Source organism: Mycobacterium sp. NS-7484 (assembly GCF_001953975.1).
Classification (GTDB): domain Bacteria; phylum Actinomycetota; class Actinomycetes; order Mycobacteriales; family Mycobacteriaceae; genus Mycobacterium.
On record NZ_MBEJ01000121.1, the window covers coordinates 68,207 to 86,001 of the forward strand.

Consider the following 17,795-nt stretch of genomic DNA (forward strand, 5'->3'; position numbering starts at 1 on the left):
CGTTTCATCCACAGCCGACGGTGTTGTGCGGTCGTCTTCGTGCCCGCTGTCGGGGCGCGGACGGTCAATGGCTGCGTAAGGCGGTCGCGACGCTTCGGCACCGGGCCGCCGGAATCGATGAAGCGAAAGGAACCCCAATGTTCGAGACCCCGTTCACCATCGTCGGAAACATCATCACCAACCCGGTCCGGCTGCGGTTCGGCGATCAGGAGCTCTACAAGTTCCGGGTGGCCAGCAACTCGCGGCGGCGCCTGCCGGACGGCACCTGGGAGTCCGGCAACTCGTTGTACGTGACCGTCAACTGCTGGGGGAATCTGGCCACCGGCGCGAGCGCCTCGTTGATGAAGGGCGACGCCGTGGTGGTCACCGGGCACATCTACACCAGCGAGTACGACGACAAGGAGGGCGTGCGGCGATCGTCGGTGGAGGTGCGGGCCACCGCGGTCGGCCCCGATCTGTCCCGCTGCACGGCCAAGGTGGCGCCGTTGCCGAGGCCGACGGCCCCCGTGCCCGATCCGGAGCCCGGTGACGTGGAGCATGACGCGGAAACCGAGGTCGACGCGGGCGACCTGCCACTGTCGGCCTAGCCATATTCGGCCACGCCTAGGATGGGTCGCGAGCAAGTCGGGCTTGCCGCGCCACGATGCGCGCGCGCCCATCCGACGTACCTGCAGAGCTTGACGAAAGGCACCTCACGGCATGGCCGAATTCATCTACACGATGCGCAAGGTCCGCAAGGCGCACGGCGACAAGGTCATCCTTGACGACGTCACGCTGAACTTCCTGCCCGGCGCCAAGATCGGCGTCGTCGGCCCCAACGGGGCCGGTAAGTCCAGCGTCCTGAAGATCATGGCCGGCATCGATCAGCCCAACAACGGCGACGCCTTCCTCGCGCCCGGCGCGACTGTCGGCATCCTGATGCAGGAGCCGCAACTCGACGAGAACAAGACGGTTCGCGAAAACGTCGAGGAGGGCGTCGCCGTCAAGGCCAAGCTCAATCGCTACAACGAAGTCGCCGAGCTGATGGCCACCGACTACTCCGACGAGCTCATGGAAGAGATGGGCAAGCTGCAGGAGGAGCTCGACGCCGCCGACGCCTGGGACATCGACTCCCAGCTGGAGCAGGCGATGGACGCCCTGCGCTGCCCGCCGCCGGACGAGCCGGTGACCCACCTTTCCGGTGGTGAGAAGCGACGCGTCGCGCTGTGCAAGCTGCTGTTGAGCAAGCCGGACCTGCTGCTGCTCGACGAGCCCACCAACCACCTGGACGCCGAGAGCGTGTTGTGGCTCGAGCAGCACCTGGCCAGCTACAAGGGCGCCATCCTGGCCGTCACCCACGACCGCTACTTCCTCGACAACGTCGCCGAATGGATTCTGGAACTCGACCGCGGCCGGGCCTACCCCTACGAGGGCAACTACTCGACCTACCTGGAGAAGAAGGCCGAGCGCCTCGAGGTTCAGGGCAAGAAGGACCAGAAGCTGCAGAAGCGGCTGAAGGAAGAACTGGCCTGGGTCCGCTCGGGCGCCAAGGCCCGGCAGGCCAAGAACAAGGCCCGCCTCGGTCGGTACGAGGAGATGGTCGCCGAGGCCGAGAAGTCGCGGAAGCTCGACTTCGAGGAGATCCAGATCCCGACCCCGCCTCGGCTGGGCAATGTGGTGGTCGAGGTCGAACACCTCGACAAGGGTTTCGAGGGCCGCACCCTGATCAAGGACCTGTCCTTCACCCTGCCCCGCAACGGCATCGTCGGCGTCATCGGGCCCAACGGCGTCGGCAAGACCACGCTGTTCAAGACCATCGTCGGGCTCGAGCAGCCCGACAGCGGCACGGTCCGGGTCGGTGACACGGTCAAGCTGTCCTACGTCGACCAGAGCCGCGCCGGAATCGACCCGAACAAGACTGTGTGGCAGGTGGTCTCCGACGGCCTGGACTACATCGAGGTCGGCCAGAATGAGATCCCGTCGCGCGCCTACGTGTCGGCGTTCGGGTTCAAGGGGCCGGATCAGCAGAAGCCCGCCGGCGTGCTGTCCGGTGGTGAGCGCAACCGACTCAACCTGGCGCTGACCCTCAAAGAGGGCGGCAACCTGATCCTGCTCGACGAGCCGACCAACGACCTCGACGTCGAGACCCTGTCCTCGCTGGAGAACGCGCTCGAGCAGTTCCCGGGTTGCGCCGTTGTGATCAGCCACGACCGCTGGTTCCTGGACCGCACCTGCACGCACATCCTGGCGTGGGAGGGCGACGACGACAACGAGGCCAAGTGGTTCTGGTTCGAGGGCAACTTCGGTGCCTACGAGGAGAACAAGATTCAACGTCTCGGGGCCGAGGCTGCTCGTCCACATCGGGTAACCCACCGGAGACTGACCCGGGACTGACCCGTGACGAGCTAAAGGGCGCAGGGGGGTCGTCGACGCTACTAATGTCGGCTATGCACCAATGCCGGTGTGTGGGCGGAAGTCAGGAGTGATCCGTATGACGGCCAAGCCGGAAGCTGTTCGCAGGCAGGAAATCAGCGACCGGGATCGACGGCAGCCACCGCCGGACGCGGTCCACCGCCTGTCTGTGGCTTTCCGGTCCACCTACCGCGCTCCGTCGGGCGACGGGTCCGGGATGGTCGCCACCGGACCGCAGCCGGTCGGTGCCGCCGACCGGCCGGTCTCCGATCTGTCTGACGCGCTCGTGGCCGCCCACCTCCAACTCGGCAGCGACCGGGCGCCGGGGGAGACCAAGGTCTCGGTGTACCCGGGCGACGACGACTCCGGGCCCGCGCTGCAGATCGTCACCGAGCAGGCCGCGATGCTGGTCGATTCGGTGACGGTCTTACTGCACCGCCACGGCGTCGCCTATCCGGCGATCATGAACCCGGTGCTGCGGGTGCGTCGCGGCGCTGACGGTGAGTTGGTGGATTTCCGGCCCGCGGCCGAGGCCACCGGGAGCGACGGCGTCGACGAGTGCTGGATCCTGGTCCCGGTCAGTGGGGCGGCCGACGGCCCGGCACTCACCGAGGTGGTTCGGCTGCTGCCCGGCGTGCTGGCCGACGCCCGCCAGATCGGGCTGGACTCCGCGGCGATGGGCGCGGCGCTGCACGGCCTGGCCAACGACGTGGCCACCGACGTCGAAGGACGTTTCCCCAACACCGACCGCCGGGATGTCGCGGCACTCCTACGTTGGTTGTCCGACGGACATTTCGTGCTGCTCGGCTATCAGCAATGCGGGATCGACGACGGTAAGGCCGTGGTCGATCCGGCCAGCCGGCTGGGGGTGCTCAAGCTGCGCGAGGACGTGCTGCCGCCGCTGACCGCCGAGGACGACCTGATGGTGCTGGCCCAAGCCACCCTGCCGAGCTATGTGCGGTACGGCGCCAACCCCTACATCGTCGTGGTGCGCGAAGGCGGTGCCCGGGTCCTCGAGCACCGTTTTGTCGGCCTGTTCACCGTGGCTGCGACGAACGCCAATGTGCTGGAGATCCCGCTGATCTCGCGACGGGTGGAGGAGGCGCTGGCCATGGCCCGCCGCGACCCCAGCCATCCCGGTCAGTTGCTGCGCGACATCATCCAGACGATTCCCCGCCCCGAGCTCTTCGCGCTGAGCTCCAAGCAGCTGCTGGACATGGCCCTGACCGTGGTGGACCTCGGGTCGCGTCGCCGCACCCTGTTGTTCCTGCGCGCCGATCAGCTCGCCCATTTCGTTTCCTGCCTGGTGTATCTGCCGCGCGACCGGTACACGACCGCGGTGCGGCTGGAGATGCAGGACATCCTGGTGCGTGAGCTCGGCGGCGAGAGCATCGACTACTCCGCCCGGGTCAGTGAGTCGCCTTGGGCCGTCGTCCATTTCGCGGTGCGTCTGCCCGGCGGCACGTCGCCCGGCGCCGTGGACACCTCCACCGAGAACGAGAACCGGATCCAGAACCTGCTGACCGAGGCCACCCGCAACTGGGGTGACCGGCTGACCAGTGCGGCGGCCGACGCCGAGCTGAGCCGTGCCGCCGTCGAGCACTACGCCACCGCGTTCCCCGAGGACTACAAGCAGGCCGTCGCCCCGGCGGATGCGATCGCCGACATCGCGATCATCGAAGGGCTGCAAGACAACTCGGTCAAACTTGTCTTCAGTGAGAGTGACACGGCCGGGGATGGCGCACCGGCGCAACTCACCTGGTATCTGGGTGGACAGTCGGCCTCGCTGAGTGAGCTGCTGCCGATGCTGCAGTCGATGGGTGTGGTGGTGCTGGAGGAACGCCCCTACACCGTGCGTCGCGCCGACGGACTGCCGGTCTGGATCTACCAGTTCAAGGTTGCCCGACACCGCAGCATCCCCGAGTCGCCCGACGCCGCCTCCCGTGAGACCACCGCGCAGCGATTCGCCGATGCGGTGACCGCGATCTGGCACGGCTCGGTCGAGGTGGACCGCTTCAACGAACTGGTGTTGCGAGCCGACCTGACCTGGCAGCAAGTGGTGATCCTGCGCGCCTACGCGAAATACCTGCGCCAGGCCGGATTTCCGTACAGCCAGTCACACATCGAGTCGGTGCTCAACGAGAACCCGCACACCACCCGCTCGCTGGTGCAGCTGTTCGAGGCGTTGTTCGACCCGTCGGAGGACACGGCGGGATCCCGGGACGCCCAAGGGGCCGCCGCTGCGGTGGCCGCCGACATCGACGCCTTGGTGAGCCTGGACACCGACCGTGTGCTGCGGGCCTTCGCGAGCCTGATCCAGGCCACCCTGCGCACCAATTACTTTGTCCGGAAACCGGAGTCGGCCCGGCAACGCGGTGCGGTGGCGATGAAGCTGAATCCCGGGTTGATCGACGAACTGCCGCTGCCACGGCCCAAGTTCGAGATCTTCGTGTACTCGCCGCGGGTAGAGGGTGTGCACCTGCGGTTCGGGTTCGTGGCCCGCGGCGGACTGCGCTGGTCGGATCGTCGCGAGGACTTCCGCACCGAGATCCTCGGTCTGGTCAAGGCCCAGGCGGTGAAGAACGCCGTCATCGTGCCCGTCGGGGCCAAGGGTGGGTTCGTGGTCAAACGGCCGCCGGAGCTCACCGGTGACGCCACCGCCGACCGCGAGGCGACCCGCGCCGAAGGGGTGGCGTGCTACCAACTTTTCATCTCAGGGCTGCTCGACGTGACCGACAACGTCGACAAGCAGACCGGCGCCGTCGTCACCCCACCGGATGTGGTGCGCCGCGACGGGGAGGATGCCTATCTGGTGGTTGCGGCCGACAAGGGCACGGCCACCTTCTCCGACATCGCCAACGAGGTCGCCAAGTCCTACGGGTTCTGGCTGGGTGACGCGTTCGCCTCGGGCGGCTCCATCGGCTACGACCACAAGGCCATGGGCATCACCGCCAAGGGGGCCTGGGAATCGGTCAAACGCCACTTCCGCGAGATGGGCGTCGACACGCAGAGTCAGGACTTCACGGTTGTCGGCGTCGGCGATATGAGCGGTGACGTGTTCGGCAACGGAATGCTGTTGTCCAAGCACATCCGGCTGATCGCCGCATTCGACCACCGGCACATCTTCCTCGACCCCAACCCCGACGCCGCCGCGTCCTGGACAGAGCGCCAGCGGCTGTTCGAGCTGCCCCGATCCAGCTGGGAGGATTACGACTCCGAGCTGATCAGCGAGGGCGGCGGCGTCTACAGCCGGCAGCAGAAGTCCATCCCGATCAGCCCGCAAGCGCGCGCCGCCCTCGGACTCGACGAGGACATCGAGGAACTCACCCCGCCCGCCCTGATGAAAGCGGTGCTCAAGGCGCCGGTGGACCTGCTGTGGAACGGCGGCATCGGCACCTACGTCAAGGCCGAGACCGAGACCGACGTCGGGGATCGTGCCAACGATCAGATTCGGGTCAACGGAAACGAGGTGCGGGCCAAGGTCATCGGCGAGGGCGGGAACCTCGGCGTGACCTCACTGGGACGTATCGAGTTCAACCTGGCCGGTGGTCGGATCAACACCGATGCCCTGGACAACTCCGCCGGTGTCGACTGTTCCGATCACGAGGTCAACATCAAGATCCTGATCGACTCGCTGGTGACTGCGGGCAAGGTCAGTCCCGAGGAACGCACCGACCTGTTGCTGTCGATGACCGACGAGGTCGGTGACCTGGTCCTGGCCGACAACAAGGATCAGAACGACCTGATGGGCACCAGCCGCGCCAACGCGCCCGGGCTGCTCTCGGTGCACGCCCGGATGATCAAGGACTTCGTCGTCAACCGCGGGCTCAACCGGGAGCTGGAGGCGCTGCCGTCGGAGAAGGAGATCCGGCGCCGTGCCGATGCCGGGATCGGTTTGACCTCACCGGAATTGGCCACACTGATGGCCCATGTCAAGCTCGCACTCAAGGACGACGTGCTGGCCAGTGACCTGCCCGACCAAGAGGTGTTCGCCTCCCGGCTGCCGCAGTATTTCCCCGAGAAGCTCCGTGAGCAGTTCACGAGTGAGATCCGTTCGCACCAGCTGCGCCGGGAGATCGTCACCACGATGCTGGTCAACGATCTCGTCGACACCAGCGGCATCAGCTATGCCTACCGGATCACCGAGGATGTCGGTGTCGGCCCCGTCGACGCACTGCGCAGTTATGTTGCCACCGACGCCATCTTCGGCATCGGCGAGGTGTGGCGCCGGATCCGGGCCGCAGGCGACGACGGGGTGCCGGTTGCGGTGACCGATCGGATGACGCTGGACCTGCGTCGGCTTGTGGACCGGGCCGGCCGCTGGCTGCTGAACTACCGTCCGCAACCGCTGGCCGTCGGCGCCGAGATCAACCGGTTCGCCGCCAAGGTCGCCACCCTGCGCCCGCGGATGCCCGAATGGCTGCGTGGCGACGACAAGGCCATCGTCGACAAGGAAGCCGGTGAATTCGCCTCGCAAGGGGTGCCCGAGGACCTGGCCTATGCGGTCGCGACCGGGCTGTATCAGTACAGCCTGCTCGACGTGATCGACATCTCCGACATCGTCGACCGTGACCCCGTCGAGGTGGCCGACACCTACTTCACCCTGATGGATCATCTCGGGGCCGACGGGCTGCTCACGGCGGTATCGCGACTCAGCCGGGAGGACCGCTGGCATTCGCTGGCGCGGTTGGCAATTCGTGACGACATCTACGGATCGTTGCGGGCGCTGTGCTTCGACGTGCTGGCGGTCGGGGAACCGGAGGAGACCGGTGAGGAGAAGATCTCCGAGTGGGAGCTGACCAACAACTCCCGGGTGACCCGCGCCCGCCGCACGCTGACCGAGATATACCAAGATGGTGAGCAGGATCTGGCGACGCTGTCGGTGGCCGCGCGGCAGATCCGCAGCATGACACGAACGAGTGGAACGGGAACAACTGGGTGACAGGCTTCGTAGCGCCGGTGCACGTGCGCTGGTCGGACATCGACATGTACCAGCACATCAACCACGCAACCATGGTGACCATCCTCGAAGAGGCTCGGATTCCGTTCCTGCGTGAGCCGTTCGGGCCCACCATCGACACCATCGGCCTGTTGATCGCCGACGTCAGCATCTCCTACAAGGGCCAGCTGCGGCTGGTGGACTCACCGCTGCAGGTGACCATGTGGTCCAAGCGGGTGCGTGCCGTCGACTTCACCATCGGCTACGAGGTGCGGTCGGTGAACGCCGCGCCCGACTCCAAACCATCGGTGATCGGTGAAACCCAGCTGGCCGCCGTGCACATCGCCGAACAACGACTCGAACGGTTGACGGGCGAGCAACGCGCCTACCTGGAGCGCTATCTGCGATGACCGCCCCGGAGCGCGGCCTGTGGATCGAAAACCCGCGTGATCGAGACGATTTCGCGACGTTCGTGGACCGTGCCCTGCGGTTGGACAGCGCCGCGGTGGTGCGGTTGCGTGAGCGCGGCCCAGGTTCGGTGATCGCATGGGTGGCGACCGGGCTGGAGGTCCTGGCCAGCCGGGTGGTGGCCGGGCGGCTGCGCCCGGCGGATCTCTCGGCCGGGGCCGATGCCCTGGCGGCCGGCTTGTCCGGTTTGGCCGGGGGACAGGGCGGATACATCGACCCCGGCTTCCCAATGGATTCGGCCTGGCGCGGCGGACTGCCTCCCGAGGAAGGCTTCGTCCACCTCGACGACGTGCCGGCCCGGGTGATGCTCGACCTCGCGCAACAGGGCGGGGCGTTGGCCCGCGAGCACGGCAGCGCCCACGGTCCGCCGGCCTCGCTCCTGGACCAGGAGGTGATCGCAGTCAGCGCAGGCGATTTCACCGTAGGTGTGCCGATGCGTTGCGTATTCGCCTTGACCGCCATGGGTTTTCTGCCCCAGACCGGCAATCAGGTCAGCGAGCAGGAGATCGTGCGGGTCCGCGCGCACCCGTCCTGGCTGCGGATCGATGCCCGGTTCGGCTCGGTGTATCGCCGTCGCGACTCCGCCGCCCTCATCCTCGGCTGATTTCCTCGGCGAGCAGACGCAAACCCGTACCTTTTCGCGTGGAAAACTACTGGTTTGCGTCTGCTCGCGGTGAGGAATGGGGCACGATCCACACGGCGGTGTCGGGCGGGAGTAGACCGTCCACCAGTGCGCCGCTGCTCAACAGGATCTCGCCGGGCGGCAGCGCCACCGAAGCTGTGCCGGTGTTGAGCACACATATCAGGCCGCCGGCGCGCCGCACCCTCAGAAGTCCGTTCGCGCTCGTCACCTCGACCGAGGAACCACCGAATTCCGCACGGCTGGAACGTAATCCGATTGCGCTGCGGTAGAACTCCAATGTCGACGCCGGATCGGCCTGCTGACGCTGCACGGTCAGCGCTGCCCACTCGGCCGGCATCGGCAACCAGGTGTCGGCGCTCGAGGAGAACCCGAACGGCGGGGCATCGCCGGACCACGGCATCGGCACCCGACAGCCGTCACGCCCACGCTCGGTCTGACCGGAGCGTTCCCACACCGGATCCTGCAGCACCTCGTCGGGCAACTCGACATTGGGCAGCCCGAGTTCCTCGCCGTTGTAGACGAACACCGCGCCCGGCAGCGCCAACATCACCAGCGCCATCGCCCGGGCCCGGGCCAACCCGCTGGCACCACCGCCGTAACGGGTGACCTCGCGCTCCACGTCGTGGTTGGACAACGTCCACGTCGGCGTCGCACCGGCCAGGTCGGCCGCGGCCATCGCGTTGAGGATCGCGTCCTGCACCTCGGCGGCGTCGAAATCTGCTTGTACCAGACGGAAATTGAAGCCGAGGTGCAACTCGTCGGGACGGAGATACTTCGCGAAGCGCTCATTGCCGTGCACCCACACCTCGCCCACGGCCACGGCGTCGGGGTAGTCATCGAGCACCGTGCGGATGAACCGGTGAATATCGTGCACGCTGTCGTTGTCGAACCGCGGGTCATCGTCACTGTTGCGCAGCAGTGCGCTGTCGGTGACAACCATGTCGGGCAATTCGGGTGGCTTGGCCATGCCGTGGGCCACGTCGATGCGGAATCCGTCGACGCCGCGGTCGAGCCAGAACCGCAGCGTCTTCTCCAGGTCCTCGAACACCTCAGGGTGGTTCCAGTTGAGGTCGGGTTGGGCCGGATCGAACAGGTGCAGATACCACTGGCCGGGTCGGCCGTCGGCTTCGGTGACGCGGGTCCAGGCCGGGCCGCCGAACACCGACACCCAGTTGTTCGGCGGCTTCAGCCCGCCCGGGCCGCGGCCGTCACGGAAGATGTAGCGGTCGCGGCGACGCGGATCGGCCAGCGCCTCGACGAACCACGGGTGCGCCGAACTGGTGTGGTTGGGCACCAGGTCCATGGTGACGCGGATGCCGCGGGAGTGCGCGGCGTCGAGCAACCGGTCCAGCGCGGCGATGTCGCCGAACAGCGGATCGACGTCGCGGGGGTCGGCGACGTCGTAACCGTGATCGGCCATCGGCGACACCATCACCGGATTGAGCCACAGCGCGTCGACGCCGAGCGCCGCGAGGTAATCGAGCCTGGCGCTCACCCCGTCGAGATCACCGACCCCGTCACCGTTGCTGTCGGCGAACGAGCGGGGATAGACCTGGTAGAAGACCGCGTCCGCCCACCACCGGCGCATCAGAACGCCGAGTTCACCATGGAGTCCGCGGCCATGTTCAGGTAATCCAACAGCGCGCGGCGGTGCGGCTCGTCCAGTGTCGCGGAGTCGATCGACGCCACCGCGGTGTGCATGCACCGCAGCCAGGCATCGCGCTCGAGGTAACCGATCCGGAACGGCGCGTGGCGCATCCGCAACCGCGGGTGGCCCCGCTGGTCGGAGTAGGTGCGCGGGCCGCCCCAGTACTGCTCGAGGAACATGCGCAACCGCTCTTCGGCGCCGTCGATGTCGTCTTCGGGGTACAGCGGCAGCAGGATCTCGTCTTCGCGTACCAGCTGGTAAAACCGCGACACGATCGCTGCGAACGTCTCGTGGCCACCGACTTCGTCGTAGAAAGATCGCTGTACCTGAGTCACGTCGTTCATTGTGGTCCATTGTGGCCGAGCAAGCCGCCGCCGCCGGTCACTGTGGTCTGGTCACCGGGTGTTCATCCGACTGACCTGCGCACACCCGAAGAATTTTCGTGCACATCCGTCGGATCCGTGGTGGACTGTCTCCTCGGAGGCTCCATGGCGCACAGCAAAAAAAGCCATATGCGACGGACCGGCCACATCCCCGGGCCCGCGGGACCGCATGTGCCCAATCGTCCGCTCCACACCGTCGAGACCCTCCCCACCACGACTCGCGATGCCTCCCTGTGGGGGCGCCGCCGGGTACTGCTGCTCAACTCGACCTATGAACCGCTGACCGCGCTGCCGTTGCGACGCGCGGTGATCATGGTGATGTGCGGCAAGGCCGACGTGGTGCACGACGATCCGGCAGGCCCGGTCATCCACTCGGCCACCCGCACCATCGTGGTCCCGTCGGTGATCCGGCTGCGCACCTTCGTCCGGGTGCCGTATCGGGCCCGGATCCCGATGACGCGGGCCGCCCTGATGCACCGCGACCGGTTCCGGTGCGCGTACTGCGGCGGGCGGGCCGACACCGTCGACCACGTGATCCCACGAAGCCGCGGTGGCGAGCACTCCTGGGAGAACTGTGTGGCTGCCTGTGGGCCGTGCAACCACCGCAAGGCTGACCGGTTGCTGGCCGAGCTCGGGTGGAACCTGCGCTGTGTACCGATGCCGCCGAAGGGCCAGCACTGGCGGCTGCTGTCGACGATCAAAGAACTCGACCCGGCGTGGGTGCGGTATCTCGGCGAAGGGGCGGCCTGACCGCCGACTTGCTGGGCACTCTCGGCGCGTCGCGGTGGTGCGGCTGATACGGTTTGCGCGTGAGCACAGCACTTACCCATTCCCTCCTCGGAGGGGTTCCGCTGGTGTTGTTCGTGGTCCTGGCGTTGATCTACCTGCCCCGCAAGGGACCGCACCCGGATACCTACAAGATGTCCGAGCCGTGGACCCACGAGCCCATCCTGTGGGCCGCCGAGGAGCCGCAGGCCCACGGGCACGGCGGGCATGATTCCCATGGCGTGACGATCGGAGGCGGCGCAAGTGGCAAGTGGTGACATTGCGACCACGACCAAGGACGTCGAGCTGCCCTACGGCTACGCCCTGACCTACAGCGGTCGGATCTCCGGGGTCACCGAGCCCGGTGAACTGTCCGTGCACTACCCCTTCCCGACGATGGACCTCGTCGTGCTCGACGACGCCCTCAAGTACGGCTCGCGCGCGGCCAAGGCCAGGTTCGCGGTCTACATCGGCAACCTGGGCACCGACACCGCCGCCACGGCACGCGAGATCCTGGCCAAGGTGCCCACACCGAACAACGCGGTGCTGCTTGCGGTCTCACCCGACCAGCACGCGATCGAGGTGGTCTACGGCGCCGACGTCAAAGGCCGTGGCATCGAAGAGGTCGCCCCGCTGGGCGTCTCGGCGGCGGCCGCCTCCTTCAAGGAAGGCAATTTGATCGACGGTCTGATCAGCGCCGTGCGTGTGCTGTCGGCCGGCGTCTCACCCGCCTAGTCAGTTCCATCCGCACCGCGAGCGTGCGTGTCTGTTGCCGACACGCCGCTCGCGGTCGGCGTTTTACGCACGCTCGCGCCGGACGGGTCACTCCGTCAGTTGAGCTCTGATCTCCACGTACCGCGTCAGGAACGCGCGCTCGTCGAGTCGTCTGCGTCGCATCCAGGTGCTGACCTCGAAGTTGCACTTGCTGGCGTTGCACGAGACGCAGGCCGGCACCACGTTGTCCGCGGTGTACCGACCGCCCCGCGAGATGGCCATCACGCAGTCCTTCTGGAATGGCCCCGCGGCCCTGCCGCAGTAGGCACATCCGCCCCACGCCGTCTGGATCGTCTCCCACTGATCGTCGGTGAGATCGTGGACGACGAGGTCCATCCGGCGCTTACGTTTGCGGGCAGCCCGTGCCGCGCGGGTTCTACTGACCGCCACCGGCACAGCGTATGACCGCGAGCGCGCGCAGAATGTTGCTCTGGCACGGCGTGTCGGGCAGCAGACCCGCACGCTCGCGGTGCACAGGGACCTAGCCCACGTCGAAGGCGCGGGCCCGCAGTGCGCGCTCCACGCCGGCGCGGCCCTCCACCACCAGTCGCCGCAGCGCCGGCGGCACCTCCGGATCGGACAGGAAGGCGTCGGCCGCGTCCAATCCGTTCTGGCTGATGTCCCAGGACGGGTAGAGCCCGATCACCACGGTCTGGGCGACCTCGCTGGACCGCCGGGCCCATACCCCGGAGATGGCCGCGAAGTACTGCGTGGTGAACGGCGTCAACAATTCGTTTTGGCCCGGCTGCACGAAGCCGCCGACGATCGCGCGGGTGGTGATGTTGGCCAGTGCGTCGTCCTCGATGACCTGTTGCCACGCCGCGGACTTCACCTCGTCCTGAGGCCGGGCCGCCGAGGCGGCTGCGGCATGACGCTTGCCGGCCGCCGTCGGGTCGTTCTCGGCTTCGGCGTCGATGAACGGCGTTTCGGGGCCGTCGGCATCGACCTGACCGGATCGGGCCAGCGCGGTGACGATCCGCCAGCGCAGATCGGTGTCGATCACCAGGCCGGGCAGGTTCACCGCGGCAGGTTCGTTGTCGAGCAGCGTCGACAGCACGGCGACGTGATTCGGTGACAGCACCGAGGCGCACAGCGCGTTGACGAACGCGAGTTGGTGATCCGAGCCCGCGGCGGCCCGGCCGGCCAGATCGAGCAGCGCATCCGCGAAGGCCGGCCAACCGGTTTCTCTGGCCCACTCCGGGTCGGCGTAGGAGCCCAGCGCGGTCTGTGCCTGCATCAGAAGCCGCTGTGCCACCCCGACCTCGGTTTCGGCGTGCACGCCGCGCATCACCAGCGCCACGAAGTCGCGGGCTTTCATCTCGGTCTCGCGGGTCATCTCCCACGCGGCCGACCAGGCGAGGGTGCGGGGGAGCGGATCGGCGATGTCGGCGATGCGGGAGAGCACCGTCGACAGCGAGGCCGGGTCCAGCCGCAGCGAGCAGTAGGTCAGGTCGTCGTCGTTGACCAGAACCAGCTTTCCGCGCGAAAGGCCAACGAGCGCAGGAACATCCGTCACGGGGCCCTCGACGTCGAGTTCTTCGCGATGTACCCGGACGAGCTTGCCCGAGCCGGCCGGATCGTCGTCGTAGATACCAACCGCCAGTCGGTGCACGCGGGTCTCTCCGGCGCCGGGCGCCGCGCCCGACTGCGCGATGGCGAACCGGGTGAACTCGCCCGCCTCGTCGGTGTCGAAGTTGGCCCGCAGAGTGTTCAAACCTGTTGTCTTGAGCCATTGTTGGCCCCAGCCCGACAGGTCGCGGCCGGACGCCTTCTCCAAGGCCCCGAGCAGGTCGCCGAATGTGGCGTTACCGAAGGCGTGGTCGCGGAAGTAGTCCCGCAGCCCGGCCAGGAACTCCTCCAGGCCGACGTAGGCCACGAGCTGCTTCAAAACGCTTGCGCCCTTGGCGTAGGTGATGCCGTCGAAGTTCACCTCGACAGCGGCGAGATCCGGGATGTCGGCGGCCACCGGATGCGTCGAGGGCAGCTGGTCCTGGCGGTAGGCCCAGGACTTCTCCACATTGGCGAAAGTCGTCCAGGCCGTGTCGTATTCGGTGGCCTCGGCCTGGCACAGCACCGAGGCGAACGTCGCGAAGGACTCGTTGAGCCAGAGGTCATCCCACCACTGCATGGTGACCAAGTCGCCGAACCACATGTGCGCCATCTCATGCAGGACGGTCTCGGCGCGGCGCTCGTAGGAGGCCCGGGTCACCTTGGAGCGGAAGACGTAATCCTCGAGGAACGTGACCGCGCCGGCGTTCTCCATGGCGCCCGCGTTGAACTCCGGCACGAACAACTGGTCGTACTTGCCGAAGGCGTAGGGCACGCCGAAGTTGTTGTGGTAGAAGCCGAAACCTTGTTTGGTCTCGGTGAACAGCCGCTCGGCATCCATGAACTCGGCCAGCGAGGCCCGGCAGAAGATGCCCAGCGGGATCTCGCCGTGGGCGTCGGAATACGCGTCGCGCCACACCGCATACGGTCCGGCGATCAGCGCCGCCAGGTAGGTGCTCATCTTCGGCGTGGTGGCGAAGGTGTGCATGGTCACCGCACCGGCACGCTCGGCCGATACCGTGGCCCCGTTGGAGATCACCTGCCAATGCGCGGGCGCGGTCACCTGGACGTCGAACGTCGCCTTGAGGTCAGGCTGGTCGAAGCACGTGAACATCCGCTTGGCATCGGCGGTCTCGAACTGTGAATAGAGGTAGACCTCGTTGTCGACCGGGTCGACGAAACGGTGCAGACCTTCGCCGGTGTTCGAGTAGAGGCAGTCCGCATCGACCACGAGCACGTTCTGCGCGGCCAGTCCGGTCAGTGCGATGCCGGTGGATTCGTCGTAGGCCGAGACGTCCAGCGCCTTGCCGTTGAGGGTCGCACTGTGGATCTTGTCGGCCGCCAGGTCGATGAAGGTCTCGGCGCCGGCCAGGGCATCGAACGTCACGGTCGTCGTGGACCGGAAGGTGCGCTCGCCGGGATTGCCGTTGCCGGAACCGTCCGTGAGGTCCAGGACGACGCGGTAGTTGTCGACGGTGATCAGGGCTGCGCGCTCGACGGCCTGATCGCGGGTGAGATTGGGAAGTGCCACCCGTCCAACCTAGTGGCTGGACGGCCGCGGGACCCGGGCTACTGGGGGAAGCCGGCCAGGCCGGCCAGTCCGTTCAGTGCGCCCAGGTTGTTCAGGATGGATCCGTCGCTGATCGACGACATCATCTGCGGGCAGTACATCTGGATGGCGATCCCGGTGAAGAACGAGGCCATCTGGGGCGACATGCCGCCGTCGCCACGCATCTGGGAGGCCACCGACGCGAAATCCTTACCGGGCTCGACCAGCATGGGGCAGACGTCTTGGCCCATCTGGACGGCGGCGCCGGGATCGCCGTAGCCGACGCCGGCGTCGTTCAGCGCGGTCAGGAACGAGTTGTCGGTCGGGTCGATCGGGACCGGAGGAGCCGGATCGGCCTGTGCGGGGACAGCCAACGCCAGTGCGGCGGCGATGGCCCCTGCGGTGGTCAGTAGAGCGCGAACGGCCATATCAAAGCTCCTCAGCTATCACGCAGAACTCTTGGGGCGCTCTGCTCACTTTGGCCACAGTTGTTGACCAGGGTCACAGGAACAACACTGTTCGGTAAAAGTTCGCGCACTATGCGTTTCCTGTGTCGCTGTCGTGACGTGTACGTGCAAGTAGACACCGAGACGACAGCGTTGTCGAAAAGGTTGACGAAATGGTTGTCGGAACAACGCCCGGAATAGTTACCGGAGATCGGGAACATGTCGGCGAGGGTTCACAGTTGTGCTGAACGCAGTTGTGCCGTGAACCACATCGAGAGGACGTATTGATGGCTCAGAAAGATGTAGCCGGTTTCTGGTTCGACCCGCTGTGCCCGTGGTGCTGGATCACGTCGCGATGGATCCTGGAGGTCCAGAAGGTGCGCGACATCGACGTGCAGTTCCACGTGATGAGCCTCGCGGTCCTCAACGAAGGCCGGGACCTGCCCGAGAACTACCAGGAACTGATGAAGCGGGCCTGGGGTCCGGTGCGCGTCGCGATTGCCGCCGAGCAGCTCAAAGGCCCGGAGATCCTGAGCCCCCTCTACACCGCGATGGGCGTGCGAATTCACAACCAGGACAACAAGGACCTCGATCAGGTCATCGCGCAGGCCCTCGAGGAGGTCGGGCTGCCCGCAGAGTTGGCCGAGGCGGCCACCACCGACAAATACGACGAGGCGCTGCGCACGAGCCACCATGCCGGCATGGACGCCGTCGGCGAGGACGTCGGCACCCCGACCATCCACGTCAACGGTGTGGCGTTCTTCGGTCCGGTGCTCTCCAAGATCCCGCGCGGCGAAGAGGCCGGCAAGCTGTGGGACGCATCGGTGACGTTCGCGTCGTACCCGCATTTCTGGGAGCTCAAGCGGACCCGCACCGAGCGCCCCGAGTTCGACTGAGGCGAAGTGTGCCAAGGTTCGTCTGCGAGAATGGCCGGCATGCGCGTCTACCTCGGTGCCGACCACGCCGGCTACGAACTCAAGCAAGCGATCCTTGAGCACCTCACCAAGAACGGCCACGAGCCGGTGGACTGCGGCGCCTTCAGCTACGACGCCGAGGACGACTACCCGGCGTTCTGCATCGCGGCCGCCGTCAAGACCGTCGCCGACCCGGGCAGCCTGGGCATCGTGCTCGGCGGCTCGGGCAACGGTGAGCAGATCGCGGCGAACAAGGTACCCGGTGCCCGGTGCGCCCTGGCCTGGAGCGTCGAAACCGCCGAATTGGCCCGCCAGCACAACAACGCGCAGTTGATCGGCATCGGTGGGCGCATGCACAGCACCGAAGAGGCGCTGGCCATCGTCGACGCGTTCCTGGCCACCCCGTGGTCGGAAGCCGAGCGGCACCAGCGCCGGATCGACATCCTGGCCGCCTACGAGAAGGACCACGTGGCCCCGCCGGTTCCCGGCGCCTGACCGTGCCCGAAGGGCACACCCTGCACCGCCTGGCCCGGCTGCACCAGAAGAGGTTCGGCCGGGCGCCGGTGGCGGTGTCCAGTCCTCAAGGCCGCTTCGCCGACGGTGCGGCCGCGGTGAACGGGCACATTTTCACGAAGGCCTCGGCCTGGGGCAAGCATCTGTTCCACCACTACGACGGTGGCCGGGTGGTACACATCCACCTCGGCCTGTACGGAACCTTCACCGAAGCGCCGGTCCCGCTGGGCGTACCGGTGGGGCAGGTGCGGATGCGGATCGTGGGTGCCGAGTACGGCACCGACCTGCGCGGCCCGACCCGCTGTGAAGTGATCGCCGAGCCCGAGATTGCCGACGTGGTGGCCCGCCTCGGTCCCGACCCGTTGCGCAAGGACGCCGATCCGGCGTTGGCGTGGGCGCGAATCAGCAAGTCCCGCCGGTCGATTGGCGCGTTGTTGATGGACCAGTCAGTGATCGCCGGGGTCGGCAACGTGTACCGCAGCGAGCTGCTGTTCCGCCACCACATCGATCCCTACCGACTCGGTACGCAGATGGGGGAGGCCGAGTTCGCCGACATGTGGGCCGATCTCGTGGCGCTGATGAACGTCGGGGTACGGCGCGGCAAGATCGTCGTCATCCGTCCCGAACACGATCACGGTGCCCCGTCCTACGGTCCTGGCCGGCCCCGCACGTATGTCTATCGCCGCGCCGGCGAGGCCTGCCGGGTGTGCGGCGCAGCGGTTCGCACCGCAGAACTGGAGGGCCGCAACCTGTTCTGGTGTCCGACCTGCCAGGTGTGACTGCACGCGGGCGAGGGCGGCACGGGACAATCGTC

General features: G+C 67.0%; 16 protein-coding genes. 11 read left to right on the forward strand and 5 right to left on the reverse strand.

The genetic code is table 11. The features are described 5' to 3' along the window. The first annotated feature begins 137 nt into the window (after positions 1–137). From A5733_RS21775 to A5733_RS21795, 5 genes are all read left to right on the forward strand, one after another. Positions 138–587: a single-stranded DNA-binding protein gene (locus A5733_RS21775; RefSeq protein WP_076241636.1), complete on the forward strand. Its 450-nt coding sequence runs from the start codon at positions 138–140 to the stop codon at positions 585–587. A 112-nt stretch (positions 588–699) separates the two neighbouring features. Beyond that, the gene (ettA, locus tag A5733_RS21780) at positions 700–2,373 is read left to right on the forward strand and encodes an energy-dependent translational throttle protein EttA (RefSeq protein WP_067767297.1); all 1,674 of its coding nucleotides are present in this window, start codon (positions 700–702) and stop codon (positions 2,371–2,373) included. Positions 2,374–2,470: 97 nt separating this feature from the next. Next, a complete protein-coding gene (locus tag A5733_RS21785) occupies positions 2,471–7,333 on the forward strand; it encodes an NAD-glutamate dehydrogenase (protein WP_083666371.1) in 4,863 nt (1,620 codons plus the stop codon). 44 nt (positions 7,334–7,377) lie between these two features. After that, the gene (locus A5733_RS21790; protein WP_067767501.1) at positions 7,378–7,740 is read left to right on the forward strand and encodes a thioesterase family protein; all 363 of its coding nucleotides are present in this window, start codon (positions 7,378–7,380) and stop codon (positions 7,738–7,740) included. Continuing rightward, positions 7,737–8,402: a hypothetical protein gene (locus tag A5733_RS21795; RefSeq protein ID WP_067767299.1), complete on the forward strand. Its 666-nt coding sequence runs from the start codon at positions 7,737–7,739 to the stop codon at positions 8,400–8,402. The genes A5733_RS21790 and A5733_RS21795 overlap by 4 nt, the downstream gene beginning before the upstream one ends. 46 nt (positions 8,403–8,448) lie before the next feature. Here the strand turns inward: A5733_RS21795 and A5733_RS21800 are convergent, their stop codons facing one another. Together A5733_RS21800 and A5733_RS21805 are read right to left on the reverse strand one after the other, a co-directional pair. Continuing rightward, positions 8,449–10,029, reverse strand: a complete 1,581-nt coding sequence (locus A5733_RS21800; protein ID WP_076241638.1) for a glycoside hydrolase family 13 protein — start codon at positions 10,027–10,029, stop codon at positions 8,449–8,451. Then, on the reverse strand, positions 10,029–10,433 hold the full coding sequence (locus A5733_RS21805; protein WP_067767304.1) for a globin: 405 nt from the start codon (positions 10,431–10,433) through the stop codon (positions 10,029–10,031). Before A5733_RS21805 ends, A5733_RS21800 begins: the two co-directional genes overlap by 1 nt. A gap of 144 nt (positions 10,434–10,577) precedes the next feature. Here A5733_RS21805 and A5733_RS21810 point away from each other — a divergent pair, with 144 nt between their 5' ends. From A5733_RS21810 to A5733_RS21820, 3 genes are read left to right on the forward strand one after another with little or no spacing between them, the layout of a single operon-like run. Next, the gene (locus A5733_RS21810) at positions 10,578–11,222 is read left to right on the forward strand and encodes an HNH endonuclease (RefSeq protein WP_067767306.1); all 645 of its coding nucleotides are present in this window, start codon (positions 10,578–10,580) and stop codon (positions 11,220–11,222) included. Between the two features lie 59 nt (positions 11,223–11,281). Continuing rightward, complete coding sequence (locus tag A5733_RS21815; RefSeq protein ID WP_067767309.1) at positions 11,282–11,515, forward strand: hypothetical protein; 234 nt, start codon at positions 11,282–11,284, stop codon at positions 11,513–11,515. Continuing rightward, on the forward strand, positions 11,502–11,972 hold the full coding sequence (locus A5733_RS21820; protein ID WP_067767312.1) for a DUF5130 domain-containing protein: 471 nt from the start codon (positions 11,502–11,504) through the stop codon (positions 11,970–11,972). Before A5733_RS21815 ends, A5733_RS21820 begins: the two co-directional genes overlap by 14 nt. A gap of 87 nt (positions 11,973–12,059) precedes the next feature. Here A5733_RS21820 and A5733_RS21825 read toward each other — a convergent pair whose 3' ends face one another. The 3 genes from A5733_RS21825 to A5733_RS21835 form a co-directional block, all read right to left on the reverse strand. Further along, a complete protein-coding gene (locus A5733_RS21825; RefSeq protein WP_083666377.1) occupies positions 12,060–12,401 on the reverse strand; it encodes an HNH endonuclease in 342 nt (113 codons plus the stop codon). Between the two features lie 91 nt (positions 12,402–12,492). Further along, on the reverse strand, positions 12,493–15,090 hold the full coding sequence (gene pepN, locus A5733_RS21830) for an aminopeptidase N (protein WP_076241640.1): 2,598 nt from the start codon (positions 15,088–15,090) through the stop codon (positions 12,493–12,495). Between the two features lie 38 nt (positions 15,091–15,128). Beyond that, complete coding sequence (locus A5733_RS21835; RefSeq protein WP_076241641.1) at positions 15,129–15,536, reverse strand: DUF732 domain-containing protein; 408 nt, start codon at positions 15,534–15,536, stop codon at positions 15,129–15,131. Between the two features lie 305 nt (positions 15,537–15,841). Between A5733_RS21835 and A5733_RS21840 the strand changes: the two genes are divergently transcribed. Genes A5733_RS21840 through A5733_RS21850 form a run of 3 tightly spaced genes read left to right on the forward strand, consistent with a single transcriptional unit; the run spans position 15,842 to position 17,760 of the window. Beyond that, positions 15,842–16,450, forward strand: coding sequence for a DsbA family protein (locus A5733_RS21840; RefSeq protein ID WP_067767321.1), 609 nt, complete (start codon positions 15,842–15,844; stop codon positions 16,448–16,450). Between the two features lie 39 nt (positions 16,451–16,489). Further along, positions 16,490–16,963, forward strand: a complete 474-nt coding sequence (locus A5733_RS21845) for a ribose-5-phosphate isomerase (RefSeq protein ID WP_067767507.1) — start codon at positions 16,490–16,492, stop codon at positions 16,961–16,963. Positions 16,964–16,965: 2 nt separating this feature from the next. Then, positions 16,966–17,760, forward strand: coding sequence for an Fpg/Nei family DNA glycosylase (locus A5733_RS21850; RefSeq protein ID WP_076241642.1), 795 nt, complete (start codon positions 16,966–16,968; stop codon positions 17,758–17,760). Positions 17,761–17,795: the final 35 nt, after the last annotated feature.